Origin of the sequence: Paenibacillus roseus, assembly GCF_016424485.1 — a bacterium.
In the GTDB taxonomy this organism is placed as follows: Bacteria; Bacillota; Bacilli; order Paenibacillales; family Paenibacillaceae; genus Paenibacillus_D; species Paenibacillus_D roseus.
In genome coordinates, this window is the sequence record NZ_JAELUP010000001.1 from 93709 (window position 1) to 107420 (window position 13712).

The 13712-nt window shown below is 52.5% G+C and carries 10 protein-coding genes; 9 read left to right on the top strand and 1 reads right to left on the bottom strand.

The genetic code is table 11. The annotated features are described in order from the left end of the window. Window positions 1-77 precede the first annotated feature (77 nt). The 9 genes from JFN88_RS00400 to JFN88_RS00440 all read left to right on the top strand — a co-directional run bounded on the left by JFN88_RS00400 (window position 78) and on the right by JFN88_RS00440 (window position 12686). Window positions 78-1409: a UDP-N-acetylglucosamine 1-carboxyvinyltransferase gene (locus JFN88_RS00400; protein ID WP_199017317.1), complete on the top strand. Its 1332-nt coding sequence runs from the start codon at window positions 78-80 to the stop codon at window positions 1407-1409. Continuing rightward, window positions 1406-2725, top strand: a complete 1320-nt coding sequence (locus tag JFN88_RS00405; RefSeq protein WP_199017318.1) for a flippase — start codon at window positions 1406-1408, stop codon at window positions 2723-2725. The genes JFN88_RS00400 and JFN88_RS00405 overlap by 4 nt, the downstream gene beginning before the upstream one ends. Window positions 2726-2925: 200 nt before the next feature. Next, the gene (locus JFN88_RS00410; RefSeq protein WP_199017319.1) at window positions 2926-4266 is read left to right on the top strand and encodes a glycosyltransferase; all 1341 of its coding nucleotides are present in this window, start codon (window positions 2926-2928) and stop codon (window positions 4264-4266) included. Between the two features lie 17 nt (window positions 4267-4283). Next, the gene (murB, locus tag JFN88_RS00415; protein ID WP_199017320.1) at window positions 4284-5165 is read left to right on the top strand and encodes a UDP-N-acetylmuramate dehydrogenase; all 882 of its coding nucleotides are present in this window, start codon (window positions 4284-4286) and stop codon (window positions 5163-5165) included. Window positions 5166-6392: 1227 nt separating this feature from the next. Beyond that, on the top strand, window positions 6393-7397 hold the full coding sequence (locus JFN88_RS00420; protein WP_199017321.1) for a glycosyltransferase: 1005 nt from the start codon (window positions 6393-6395) through the stop codon (window positions 7395-7397). A 42-nt stretch (window positions 7398-7439) separates the two neighbouring features. Beyond that, complete coding sequence (locus JFN88_RS00425) at window positions 7440-8825, top strand: sugar phosphate nucleotidyltransferase (RefSeq protein WP_199017322.1); 1386 nt, start codon at window positions 7440-7442, stop codon at window positions 8823-8825. Window positions 8826-8840: 15 nt separating this feature from the next. Then, the gene (locus tag JFN88_RS00430) at window positions 8841-10610 is read left to right on the top strand and encodes a phospho-sugar mutase (protein WP_199017323.1); all 1770 of its coding nucleotides are present in this window, start codon (window positions 8841-8843) and stop codon (window positions 10608-10610) included. A gap of 67 nt (window positions 10611-10677) precedes the next feature. Then, complete coding sequence (locus JFN88_RS00435) at window positions 10678-12009, top strand: UDP-glucose dehydrogenase family protein (protein WP_199017324.1); 1332 nt, start codon at window positions 10678-10680, stop codon at window positions 12007-12009. Window positions 12010-12047: 38 nt separating this feature from the next. After that, a complete protein-coding gene (locus JFN88_RS00440; RefSeq protein ID WP_199017325.1) occupies window positions 12048-12686 on the top strand; it encodes a hypothetical protein in 639 nt (212 codons plus the stop codon). Window positions 12687-12761: 75 nt separating this feature from the next. On the opposite strand, the gene JFN88_RS00445 is transcribed toward JFN88_RS00440, so the two are convergent. Beyond that, entirely contained in the window at window positions 12762-13121 is a 360-nt protein-coding gene (locus tag JFN88_RS00445; RefSeq protein ID WP_199017326.1) for a helix-turn-helix domain-containing protein, read from the bottom strand. Window positions 13122-13712 lie beyond the last annotated feature (591 nt).

Consider the following 13712-nt stretch of genomic DNA (forward strand, 5'->3'; position numbering starts at 1 on the left):
TCCATTAGGAAACGGAAATAGCAAAACGCCAACTGAGGCTTAAATACGATCGATACAGATAAAGGAGAGGAATAGAAATGGTGCTGGCATTAAAAAAGCAGTATTCCGATATATTGGAGCCTTACTTGCAAATTCAAGGGGGTGTTCCGCTGAAAGGAATGGTCAGCCTCCCCGGCGCTAAAAACTCGGCGCTGCCCTCAATCGTAGCGGCCTGTCTGTCCGAAGAGGAAGTTACGTTGCATAACGTTCCGGTGGACCTCAATGATGTCAAGCAACTGGTGCGCCTTCTGCGGGAGGCAGGGGCGGACATTCGCATGGAAGGCAGCACATTACATTGCTCAGGTAAAAATTGGAAGGGTGGTACACTGAACGCTGAGCTTGCGGGCAAGATTCGGCATTCCCTGCTGCTGCTTGGTTTGTCGGCCAAATGGAGCAAATCGCTGTTCCTGCCGCTTCCAGGGGGCTGCAGCATCGGCAACCGCAAGCATGACTTGCATTTGTTTGCCTTGCAGGAGCTTGGTTATGCCATGGAGGAGAGCGATCTTGGGTTGCACTTGAAGGAAAGCGAGCCGGATCAGGAAGTAGAACTGCGTTTCCACTATCCGACATTCGGAGGGACCCTGAATGTGCTGTTCGCAGCGGTCAGCTCCCATTCCGTGGTGACGCTTCGCAATGCAGCGAGAAATCCGGAAATCGTCGACGTCATCTCCTTGCTGACAGGCATGGGTGCGGATATTGTCTGGGCGGATGAGAGCAGCCTGCGCATTCGCGGTGTCGGCAAGCTGCATGCAGCCGAGCATACCGTGATGAGCGACCGCATTATTGCATCCACGATTATTGCGGCGGTCGGGGTTACCAAAGGAAGTGCCGTTATCGGCAACGCCAGCGTATCGGTACTGAACGCCGAGGTAGCTGCATGGCGCCGTGCCGGACTGATGATTGCCGACGGGCCAGGCGGCATTCATGTCGAGTGGGCTGGCACGCTGCAGACGGTGGATGTGGAGACGGCCGCATACCCGGCGTTCCATACCGATATTCAACCTCTGCATACGGCGCTGATGGCTACCGCTCGCGGGCGCTCGGTGCTGAAGGAGACGATTCTCGACGGACGCTTCGCATATTGTGACGAGTTGAATAAGATGGGCGCCAAAATCAGCGTGGTCGAGGGCGATTTCAAATGCGTGAATGGCGCACAAGGACAGCTTGCAATCATAGACGGGCAAAACAAGCTCTACGGCGCGGACGTTATCGCGACAGATATTCGCGGAGGTGCAGCGGTGGCGGTTGCCGCACTGGGCGCTGAAGGGCAGACCCGAATTACGAATCTCTATCAATTGGAGAGAGGGTACGGCAATTTCGTCGAGCTGTTCACCGCACTGGGCGCGCAGATCGAAAGGATTACACCTTGAACCGACAGAGTACTCTGTTTCAAATTATAACGACTTTAATGACCCGAATGGCGGTGCTGTTCGGCGCATTCCTTGTATCGGTCGTGACGGCTCGGCTGCTTGGCCCGGAGGGTAAAGGAATACTGACTGCCCTCCTGGTTATTCCGACTCTGGTCATCACGATTGCCGATCTTGGCATCCGGCAATCGACTGCTTTTTTTATTGGTAAAAAAACGTACCCGGAGAAGGAAATCGTCTCCTCGCTCGCGATGGTATGGATCTTTGCCTCCGTGCTGTGCATGTCGGTCGTCGGTCTGATCTTCTATTTGCAATACGGTGACCGATACAGTGTTTGGCTGATGCTTGTCTTTTTGCTGATTATCCCGGTCAACCTGGGCATCCAATTTTTGCGCGGCGTTATGCAGGGCAAGATGCGAATCGGCAGCTTGAACAAGGCGGAGATTTTGAAGACGGTCTGTAATTTTGGGATTTTGATCGTCCTTGTCGGTTTGTGGGGGCTTGGAGTGATGGGCGCTGCCTTGACCCAACTGCTAATGGCTGTCTTTACATTCTATTACTGCTGGAGGGCGGTAAAGGATGTTCCGATCGGGCTTGCATTTAACCGTCCTGTTATGTCAGCGATGATCGGCAAAGGCTTCTCCTTCGCAGTGGCGCTGTTTGTGCTTCAGCTTAACTATCGGCTCGATATCATCATCCTGGAGGCGTACACGAACGCGACGGCAGTCGGCGTATATTCGGTTGGAACGAATCTGGCGGAGATGATCTGGCAGCTCCCGGCTGCGGTCGGCATGATTTTGTTCTCCAAGGGAGCAAATGCCTCATCCGAGAAAACATCGGTGAACCGGACGCTCAAGCTGATCCGTTTTCTAGTGCCGCTGCTTGTTCTCTTTGGCCTGTTGTTCTGGGTATTCGCGCCTGTCATCGTCGGCCTGCTGTACGGAAAGGCTTTTGACGGATCTGTTACGGTGATCCGCTGGCTGCTTCCGGGCATCTTGAGCTTTGTCATTGTCAAGCTGCTCCATTCGGAGATGTCCGGACGCGGCTATCCATTATTTTCGTTGAATGTGTCGATTGCATCGCTGGTTGCGAATATCGGACTGAACTTCCTGCTCATCCCGACTTATGGCGCTACTGGAGCCGCAATCTCGTCTGCGATCTCCTATACCTTGGCCGGAGCTGTGTTCGTGCTGCTGTACGTGCGCAGGGAAAAGGTATCCGTAGCCGAACTGCTGCTGTTGAATCGTTCCGATTGGTCGGAGCTGGTGCAAAAGGCGGCATTCATTCGCGGCAAACTCCGCCGCCAGACGGTCGGTTAAGCGTAAGCGATTTTAAATAAGTTGGGCGGCGTATAGCTGGATCGTCACCATGCGTGCGGCTGACTGCCAACACGTATCGCTCCACCGCGCGCTGGGAGCTGCGCGGGGTGTACGATGTCCCGCTATATGCATAAAAACATAAAAATGATCCATTCCGGGTGTGAATTGAATACTCGAAGAAAAGGGAGGTTGGATAGCGAATGAGAATCGCATTTGTGGTCGGATATTTTCCCGCGCTTTCCGAAACTTTTGTGCTGAACCAGATTACGGGGCTGATCGATCAGGGGTTTGAGGTCGACATATATGCGAACTGGACGAGGGGAGAGGGGAACATGCATCCGGATGTGATTCGCTATGGGCTGCTTGAGAGATGCACCTATTTCAACCCGCCGCAGGGAAAGCTTAAGCGGCTGTTGTCTTCGCTGTATCTGCTGCCCGTGAATTTGCATCGCGGTCCGTCCGTACTGCTGGATGCGCTCAATGTGTTCAAGTACAAGCAGGATGCGCTATCCATGAAGCAATTTTATGCGGCGCTGACGTTGCTCAAACAGAACGGCGGGAGCCAAAACCGGAACTACGATATCATTTACTGCCATTTCGGTCAAAACGGAAACCTCGGGCTGTTTCTCAAGGAGAAGGGACTGCTTGGCGGCAAGCTGGTTACGACCTTCCATGGCTTTGATATGAGCGCATATATTAAAAGCTACGGCCGCAATGTATACAGCCGGCTGCTGAAGAAGGGCGACCTGTTCCTACCGATCAGCAGACGTTGGCGTACCGAACTGGTAGCGATGGGCTGTCCTGAAGAGAAAATCGCGATTCATCGGATGGGGATTGATCCGAATCAGTTTACTCAGTCTAACAAGATCGGACAAGGGCCTGTGCGGTTGCTGTCCATAGCAAGACTGGTCGAGAAAAAAGGGCTGGACTATGCAGTTCGAGCCGCTATTGAAGCGATTCGCCTCGGCAAAGATATCCGCTACGACATTATTGGCGATGGTCCGCAGCGAGGGCAGCTTGAGCAACTGATCGAGCAGAGCGAGGCCGGGGATCGCATTCGGCTGTTGGGTGCGAAAAACCATGAGGAAGTCAAACAATTGATTGCCAAGGCCGATTTGTTCCTCGCTCCGAGTGTAACAGGATCTGATGGTGATCAGGAGGGGATTCCGGTCGCCATTATGGAGGCCATGGCATGCGGCTTGCCAGTGCTGTCGACACATCATAGCGGCATTCCGGAATTAGTTGAGGACGGCGTGAGCGGCTTCCTTGCTCCGGAGCGCAATGCGCAAAAGCTGGCCCAGCAAATTGCCGAGCTGGCGGAAGATCCGGTGCGCAGGCGCCAAATGGGCGATGCGGGACGACGAATTGTCGAGGTGCAGTACAATCTGGAGCAGTTGAACCTGAAGCTTGGGCGAATGTTCCGAGCTTTTGGCACATCTCGCAATGGTCCGCCGTTGGGTCGAATAGGCGAAGGACAGTGGCAGCCGCAGGAGCGCGCTGGCGGGACCAACGTTACAGTATCTGCCAAAGAATTATTTTAGAACGGGGATGAGAGTTCATGTTTAACGATTTGTCCTGCATCGTGGAGGAGCGATTCCCTCTCAAGCAGATTACAACGATGGGCGTGGGCGGACCATGCCGTTATTATATTGCCCCGGACCGTGTGGAGCAGCTTGAGCAAATCTATTCCCGCTGCCGTCATGAGGGGCTGCCGGTGCTGGTTATCGGCAATGGCTCCAACGTGCTCGTCGATGACGCCGGCTTCGACGGCGTCGTCATTCATGTCGGGAAAAAAATGAAAAACTTTACTGTCAGCGACGGCGTCGTCCAGGCGGACAGCGGAGTATTGTTGCCCAAGTTGGCGCTGACAATGGCCAAAGAGGGCGGCAGCGGCTTTGAGTTCATGGCAGGCATTCCCGGCACTGTCGGTGGAGCGGTCATCATGAATGCCGGTTGTATCGGCAAGGAGACGTCCTCGGTTCTCAAATCAGTGACGTATCTTGATGAAGAAGGCAGGCTGCAGTATCAAGAGGCCAAGGACCTTGGCCTTGCATTCCGTTCCAGCTCGCTGCTGGGGCGTTCAGTTGTTATTTTGCGCGCTGAGTTCCATGTTGTCTACAACGACGACCAGCCGCAGGTGATGGAGCGCACCAAGCAGGCGGCGGCGATCCGCAAGGGCAAATTCCCGCTCAATGTGGCTACCGTCGGCAGCACATTCAAAAGCCCGCCGCAAGGTCCGCATCCGGGCCGTCTGATCGAGGAAGTTGGCCTTAAAGGTCACCGGATCGGCGGCGCCGAGATCAGCACCGTCCATGCCAACTGGATCATTAACCTGGGTACGGCCACTGCGCGCGATGTCAAGGAACTGATGACGCTCATGCAGGAAAAAGTGCTGAAATCGCTGGGCATTGAAATGGAGCCGGAAGTCTTAATGGTGTAGATGGTGCAGATGGTGCAGGCAGGTTGCTGCGGAGAAAAGATCGTCCTCCGATCGCTTCTTGCCCCCGAATGAACAGGAATCGACTGGCTAAAGGAAGCCATTCGGGGGCAAATGCGAACGCTGAGCTTCTCTGGACGACCTTTTCCCCTCCGCAAAAGCAGCACCACCATTGATGGTTGCAGGCAGGTTGCTGCGGAGAAAAGAACGTCCTCCGATCGCTTCTTGCCCCCGAATGAACAGGAATCGACTGGCTAAAGGAAGCCATTCGGGGGCAAATGCGAACGCTGCGCTTCTCTGGACGACCTTTTCCCCTCCGCAAAAGCAGCACCACCATTGATGGTTGCAGGCAGGTTGCTGCGGTGAAAAGATCGTCCTCCGATCGCTTCTTGCCCCCGAATGAACAGGAATCGACTGGCTTAAGCAAGCCATTCGGGGGCAAATGCGAACGCTGCGCTTCTCTGGACGACCTTTTCCCCTCCGCAAAAGCAGCACCATTAATTTGGTAGAGGTAGGGAAAGAGATTGGTGGAAGATAGATTTCTTCCACTTTATGCTTGCAAGATTTTGCTTGCAGCATGGCAGCACAAGCAGGAGCGGAGCGGGCAGAATCATGCCGTAGAAACGAAGTGTTCGCCTTTGCGGATGGATTCTTACCCTGAAAAGGGTTAAGAAAATCGAGAGAATCCGTCAAGCAACAGCGATCGGAGGAATGAATCTGCCCGCGCAGCGGTGTTTGCAGTTAAGCTGTGAAGTTTCAGTCAAGCGCAGCGGCGTCTGCAATTACGACGCAAAAGTATTCGATTAAGCATGGCAGCACAAGCAGGAGCGGAGCGGGCAGAATCATGCCGTAGAAACGAAGTGTTCGCCTTTGCGGGCGGATTCTTACCCTGTAGAGGGTTAAGAAAATCGAGAGAATCCGTCAAGCAACAGCGATCGGAGGAATGAATCTGCCCGCGCAGCGGTGTTTGCAGTTAAGCTGTGAAGTTTCAGTCAAGCGCAGCGGCGTCTGCAATTACGACGCAAAAGTATTCGATTAAGCATGGCAGCACAAGCAGGAGCGGAGCGGGCAGAATCATGCCGTAGAAACGAAGTGTTCGCCTTTGCGGGCGGATTCTTACCCTGTAAGGGTTAAGAAAATCGAGAGAATCCGTCAAGCAACAGCGATCGGAGGAATGAATCTGCCCGCGCAGCGGTGTTTGAAATTAGAAACCAAGTGGAGTTGAAAAGGATGAAGGTTTCCATACTGACGGTCTACTACAACCGGGAGAATCAGGTGCAGGAATCCATTCAGAGCCTGCTGGATCAGACCTACAGCGATGTAGAAATTATTGCTGTCGATGATGGCTCCAAAGACGGAACGCTTAAGCGGCTCCAAACTTTCCACGATCCCCGTCTGCAAGTGATCACCCATAGCAACAGAGGCTTCACAAACTCCATCATCGAGGCAGTCAAGCGCAGCAAAGGCGACTACATCGCAATCCACGGATCGGGCGATATCTCCTATCCGCGGCGGATTGAAGAGCAGGTCCGGGTGCTCGACAGCAACCCGGCGATCGGAATTGTCGGCTGCGCTGTCGATAATGTCGACACGCTCACGGGTGCATCGGAGGTGTTTCACAAGCTGAACGAGCAGGAGCCGCCGCTCCAGCAGTTGCTGCGGGAGAATGTATACACACACGGCGAGGTTATGTTCCGCCGGGAGGTGTATGAGCAGGCAGGCGGCTATCGGACGCTGTTCACCTTTACGCAGGATTTCGACTTGTGGCTGCGGATGGCGCTGATTACAAAGTTTGGTACCGTCCATGAGACTTTGTACCGGCGTTATACACTCCCGGACGGTGTCAGCGCATCGGTGGACAAAATGATGATTCAGCAATATCTGGCCGAGCTTGGCCGTCAAAATATTGAACAGCGCATCCAGGAAGGAGCCGACTGGATCGATCGTTTCGGACCGCACAGCATCTTTTTCATGCGGCGCTCCAAGCGGTTGGCCGGGAGAGTATTTCAACTGGGTAAAGTTGCGCTGTGGCGCAATAACGATTGGAAGAAGGCGCAGCAGATGATCCGAATCAGCCTTGGACAGCAGTGGCGGCCAGACCGCTTTGCCGTGCTTTGCCTTGTAAGGTTGATCGACAGGGTGGAGCCGCTCCAATCCAGCGCAACCCGGTTTCTACGCTGGATGAGGGAACAAAAGCAGCGTCAAAAACAAAAGCAGCGCGCGCTTTCATCATAAGTGAAGCGCAAGCTTGTTAATTAGGAAAGGAGCAGGAAGCGGATGAAGCTGATTTTGCTGTCAGGCGGTTCGGGGAAGCGGCTGTGGCCGCTATCCAATGATGCCCGCTCCAAGCAGTTTTTACGTATTTTGCAAGGCCCTGCCGACAGAAAAGAATCCATGGTAGAGAGAGTATGGCGGCAGCTCGGTGAGGCCGGGTTGCAGCATAATGCTTTTATCGCAACCGGAGCGGCGCAGGAGGAATTGCTTCGCAGCCATGTCGGGCTGGATGTGCCGATCATTATGGAGCCGGAGCGCCGGGATACGTTTCCAGCCATTGCGCTGGCTGCCGTCTATCTGTACTCGGTAGCTGGCATGAGATTGGACGAGGCCGTGGCGATTTTGCCAGTCGATCCGTACGTGGAAACTTCATTTTTCTCCAAGGTGCATGAATTGGAGCAAGTGCTCAAGCACTCCGCTGCCGAGCTTGCGCTCATTGGCGTAAAACCGACCTACCCTTCTGAAAAATATGGCTATATCGTGCCGGAAGCTCAGCTTGCCGAGCCGGACAGCCAGGCTGAAGAGGCCTATTACCATGTCAGCCGCTTTACTGAGAAGCCGAATGCCGCTCAGGCGGAGGCTCTGATTGAACAATCGGCCATGTGGAATTGCGGCGTATTTGCTTTCAAGTTGGGTTATCTGATCAATCTGCTGATCGAGAAGCGGCTGCCGATTCAGTATGACGAGTTGCTCAAGCAGTACGGTACTTTGCGGAAAACAAGCTTTGACTATGAAGTGGTTGAACAGGCGCAGCGCATTGTTGCTTTACCTTATGACGGGTTTTGGAAGGACCTGGGGACTTGGAACACATTGACCGAGGAAATGGGAGTGACTCTTCTTGGCAATGGCAAAATGACGGAAGACTCGGAAAACACGCATATTGTCAATGAGCTTGGCGTGCCCATAACGGTCATTGGTCTGTCGAATGTGGTGGTCGCTGCCAGCCCTGACGGGATATTAGTCTCAGACAAGGCTTCGAGTCCCAGAATCAAGGACGTCATGAAGCATGATGACCACCGTCCAATGTTCGAGGAACGAAGATGGGGACGGTATTTTGTTCTGGACCATATGGAAAGTCCTGAAGGGGATCAGGTTATAACCAAGCGTGTCAGCCTGAATGCCGGGAAAAATTTCAGCTATCACTATCATAACGGGCGCTCCGAAGTGTGGACTATCGTATCGGGCGAAGGGCAGATGGTGCTTGATCACCGCTACCATGACGTCAAAGCCGGGGATGTTATCCAGATTCCTGCGGGGTGCAAGCATGCTTTGCACGCCCTGTCGGATATGGAAGTCATTGAAGTGATGCGGGGTTCGCAGCTGGATGAGGACGACATTGTCCGGCTTGGGTTAGAATGGGAGCCAATTTTGCAGTTTTGTACAACCTGAAGGAGATAAGGAAATATGAATGCCATAGCCGAGCAGTTAGACCATGCGATACAGATTCGCTATAAGCGCTGGAAACGGGCCCGTCTGCCTGCTTACCTTCGCAAAGAACTGGGTGAGCTGAAAGCCGGGGAAATTACCGACCGTTTCTACAAACAATTGGAGTTCGGAACGGACGGCCTGCGGGAGAAAATCGGAGCGGGCACGAACCGGATGAATATTTTTACCGTGCGGCGTCTGGCACAGGCGCTTGCGGATGAAATTCGGGAGGGAGGATTTGCTCAAGCGCAGCGAGGGGTTGTCATTGCCTTCGACAATCGTGTACTCTCACGAGAATTCGCCGAGCAGGCGGCGCGGGTACTGGCTCACAACGAAATCAAGGTGCATCTGTTCAGCGAGGCCCGTCCGACCCCCGAGTTGTCCTTCGCCATCAGATGGCTGCATGCGGCAGCCGGCATCATGATCGCGGCCGGGTGTTCGCCGTACCAATACAGCGGCTTCAGGATCTTTACGGAGGATGGGTCAGTCATGCAGGCCGAGCAGGCTGGCAAGCTGTCTCATCGCCTGGATATTCTGGAAGATGACGTTGGCATTCCCGTCATGGATTCGGATGAGGCTGTTCGCATGGGAAGACTGATCGAGGTTGGCAGCGAAGTGGACGAAGCTTATTACGGGCAGGTGCTTGAGGTATTTCAGCCGGCCCATCTGAAGAAAAAATATATTTCCAATCTAAGAATTGTCTATACGCCCCTGCACGGTTCAAGCGGCGCCGTCATCTCCAGGCTGTTGAAGACGGTAGGCTGCAAAGAAGTGTACTGCGTAAATGAGCAAGCGAATCCCGATCCGTTATTTTTGACGCTGAAAAATCCCGATCCGAAGGAAAAAGACGTCTACCGCCATGCGCTGATCCAGGCGGATGCCTGCGATGCGGAGCTTGTGCTGGCCGTTGATCCTGAGTCCCAGGAGCTGGGGGTGCTGGTGCGCAGCGGCGAAGGTGAATATGAACAGTTGACTCCCCATCAGCTTGGCAGCCTGCTGCTTGATTATATTGGGATGAGGCGCAAGCTGCTGAAGCAGCGCGATATCCGGCACAAGCAAGGGGAAGGGATATTTTATACAACGATTTTGACCACGAACCTGAGCAGAGAAATTGCCAGGAAATACGGGATGGCAATTGAACAGACACTGCCGGGTTTCAATTACATTGCGATGCGAATTGCGGAGCAGGAGCACTTGGGAGAGAGCAGCTATTTGTTTGCCTACGACGAGAACGGCGGCTTTTTGCCTGAAGTATTCGTTCGTGACAAGGATGCGCTGCAGACTCTCATGCTTACCGTCGAGATGGCCGCCTACTACAAGGGGAAGAAACTATCGATTTGGAGCCAGCTGAATAGGTTGTACAGAACGTTCGGCTATCATCTGGAAGACGAAATCCATATGTCCTATAAGGGACTGGAGGGCTGGCAGCGGGTACGCAATACGATGGCAAGGCTTAGAGGAGAATTCCCGCGTCAGATCGGCCTGCTTCAGGTCAAGCAGCTCACCGATTACCGTGAAGGCAAGGAAAGAGAGGCAGGGAGAGATGGAGTCTTTCAGACTGATCTGCCAAGAGCAGATATGATCCGCTATGTCTTTGATGACGGGGCATGGTGCGTTATTCGTCTCTCCAGTGCGTCTCCGACGCTCAAGCTGTTTTTTGGATGCCGTTCAGAGACGAAAGAGAGCTGTCAGAGTCGAATGTCGGAAATCCGATCGGCCATGCTCTATTATTTGGAAACGATATTGTAGCTGAGCGAATGAGTGTGTGATAAAAGGTTTCAGCGTAAAAAAATTGATCAATCAGGAGTGGAGAGGTATGAAAATTACGGTAATCGGAACCGGATATGTAGGACTTGTATCAGGAGTATGCTATGCGCATCTGGGCAATGAGGTTATTTGTGTGGATAAAGATGTTCAAAAAATCGCTACGCTCAAGGCAGGAGTCATCCCGATCTACGAGCCAGGATTGAAGGAACTGGCAGATGCTTGCATGGAGAGCGGACATTTGCAATATACGACGGATCTTGGCGAAGCGATTCAGGAGGCTGAGGTTGTCATTATTGCGGTTGGAACGCCACCGCTGCCTGGAGGCGGAGCAGATCTGCAATTTGTCGAAGCGGTAGCCCGCGAGATTGGAGCGAATCTGAACGGCTACAAAGTTATCGTGGTCAAAAGCACCGTTCCAGTCGGCACGAATGAGACAGTCGAGGAGATCATTGCTCGCCACACCATCCACGCGTTTGACATCGCTTCTGTCCCTGAATTTCTGAGAGAAGGTACTGCCGTCTCGGATACGCTGAACCCGGACCGGATCGTAATTGGGACCAAGAGCGATAAGGCAGCAGATCGCCTGTCCGAACTGCATAAGCCGCTCACCAATCAGATTGTCATTACTGACATACGCAGCGCTGAAATGATCAAATACGCTTCGAATGCCTTCCTTGCCACGAAAATTTCTTTTATTAACGAGATAGCCAATCTGTGCGAGAAGGTGGGCGCGGATGTTACGGAAGTAGCCGGAGGAATGGGACTGGACAAGCGAATAGGCGGCTCTTTCTTGAAAGCTGGGATCGGCTATGGCGGCTCCTGCTTCCCGAAAGACACGAAGGCGCTGATTCAGATTGCCGGAAATGTAGAGTATGACTTCAAGCTGTTGAAATCGGTCGTGGAAGTGAATAATCATCAACGGTTCGGTGTGATTGACAAGCTGTATCGCGCGCTCGGCTCCTTGCAGGGCAAACGGATTGCCATATGGGGATTGGCATTCAAGCCTGACACGGATGATGTCCGCGAGTCCCCGGCTATCGAGATTGTGGAGCGGTTGTTGGAACTGGGAGCAGTCCCTGCCGTGACGGACCCGATTGCGATGAGCAATTTCCGCAAGCTGATCAACCATCCTTCCATTCAATGGAGCGCGACTGCACTGGAAGCGGCCCAGGGAGCAGACGCAGTCTGCCTGCTGACGGAGTGGCAGGACTATATTCAGGTGGACCTGAGGAAGTTGGAGCAGGTAATGGCAAGACCGATTCTCATTGACGGCCGCAATGCGTACAGCACGAAGCAATTGGAGACAGGACGCTTTGCCTATTATCCGGTCGGGCGTCCTGCGTTGAATAATGAGGATATTGCGATTCATGAGATGATCTAGGTCAAGGCTTCGGATGGAGAGGGGAGGAGAGGAATGGGTTGAAAAAGGTATGGCGTGTAACGTTGTGGTCTCTGGGCGTTGCTGTAATCATTGCGGCGGCAGGGGCGGGTTACCTGTACTGGAAGCTCACATCCATTGATCTGGAGGACATCCGGGCCCGCCAGCTTGCGAAGGCAGAGCAGAGAGCGGGGGATTCCCGTTTTACAGGCAAACAGGATAACGGGGTGAGTCAATCCCCTGAACTGCCGTCTGTTCTGGATCATGCACTTGGAACAGCTGAAGAGATCTCAGGTCAGAAGATAGCGATGGATGATGCAATGGACGCTGCGGCTATCCTGCTGCAGTCCGGTTTATCGTTTACAGAGATGTACAGTCTGCTCGGACAATCCGATCAGCAGCTAAGTGTGGAGGAGAAGCAACATATTCGAGACTTGCTGCTCAGCAAACTAAGCAAAGAAGACATCGAGGCGTTAAAATCCATTACAAGCGGATATGGAAAATATCTTGTCATTCTGGATGAGGGATATCCGATTGAAGCAGTCGGAATAAAAGACGCGGCCAAGCGCAAGGAAATCGTGGAAAAAGCAAAGGCACTGAAAAAGGACGAGCAAAAAGCCCACTCTGGCAGCAGGGTGGAGGCAAACGGGGAAGCTGCCGAAAAGTCAGCTGAAAGGTAGTTGCCAGGCTGCTGCTGTCCATGCCGTTTTTTTTGCGGCCGGCTTCGCCTGACTTCAAACAGCATACTGCTGCTCTCAGGTATGGCCGTCCGAGCCGGTAACCCGGTCACGAACTACTCGCTCAAGAAGCAATCTGACAAGCTCAAGATCCTCTTTTTCCAGAGGTATGCCGTCCCAGTGGAGCTGTTCATGATTCAGCAGCTCCCTGGCATTGCTGCTGGGCTCCTGCGGGTCCACATAATCCGTCAGGCCAAGCAGGTAATCTGCCGAAGTATTGAGTTTTTTAGCAATAGATTGAATCGTTTCCAGCGTTGGTTGCCTGTAGCCTGACTCATAGCCAGCATAAGTGCTTTTTGCTACACCGGTTTCATCGGCAAGTTCCTGCATGGAGAATTTTCTTTTTTTACGTAATTGTTTGAGGCGTTTGGCAAACATCGCAAGAACCCCCCCAGAGGCTAATAATAATTTCAAATCGTCTAATAAATCCTCTTCGTACATCTAAATCAATAAAGCTATATATAGATAATTTTCTAAAATTAACCTTATTATCCATCATCAATCCGAGAGTTAACAACCTCCTAATTATAACATGGGTCCCCTCTTTGTGCACGAAATTCCAACTTCCATACTGCTATTATAGTCCCGGATTACAAAATTACAATATCTTCAATTAATATGTAAATAAAATAAATTATTTCCAGATGGAAGGCGGTCATTGTCCGCTCTTAATAACCTGCTATGTGAAGTTTATCATATAGTAAAATTGCTGTTCTAACAACTTTCATTTGTTCTTTTCAAGCTCCGCCTGTTCCCCGGATGTTGACTTTTCTCCATGTGACCATTCTTCTACTATCACCAGTTTCAAGGATTTGCATGGGTTTTCCCTATTCCGCAGCTCCATACATAGATAGCGTACATTAAAAAAGAGGGCTTGCACCCTCTGAATGAAATCTGTTAAAGGCCATGTTGTTTAGCTCCAGCTGCTCTACCTTACTTTGCTGATCTTTGGGTGGCAGATATAAGGTG

Excerpts from the sequence above, each read along its gene's own strand:
- JFN88_RS00445 (WP_199017326.1), bottom strand. The coding sequence starts at position 13,121 with ATGTTTGCCAAACGCCTCAAACAATTACGTAAAAAAAGAAAATTCTCC.
- murB (WP_199017320.1), top strand. The coding sequence starts at position 4,284 with ATGTTTAACGATTTGTCCTGCATCGTGGAGGAGCGATTCCCTCTCAAG.
- JFN88_RS00420 (WP_199017321.1), top strand. The coding sequence starts at position 6,393 with ATGAAGGTTTCCATACTGACGGTCTACTACAACCGGGAGAATCAGGTG.
- JFN88_RS00425 (WP_199017322.1), top strand. The coding sequence starts at position 7,440 with ATGAAGCTGATTTTGCTGTCAGGCGGTTCGGGGAAGCGGCTGTGGCCG.
- JFN88_RS00430 (WP_199017323.1), top strand. The coding sequence starts at position 8,841 with ATGAATGCCATAGCCGAGCAGTTAGACCATGCGATACAGATTCGCTAT.
- JFN88_RS00435 (WP_199017324.1), top strand. The coding sequence starts at position 10,678 with ATGAAAATTACGGTAATCGGAACCGGATATGTAGGACTTGTATCAGGA.
- JFN88_RS00410 (WP_199017319.1), top strand. The coding sequence starts at position 2,926 with ATGAGAATCGCATTTGTGGTCGGATATTTTCCCGCGCTTTCCGAAACT.
- JFN88_RS00400 (WP_199017317.1), top strand. The coding sequence starts at position 78 with ATGGTGCTGGCATTAAAAAAGCAGTATTCCGATATATTGGAGCCTTAC.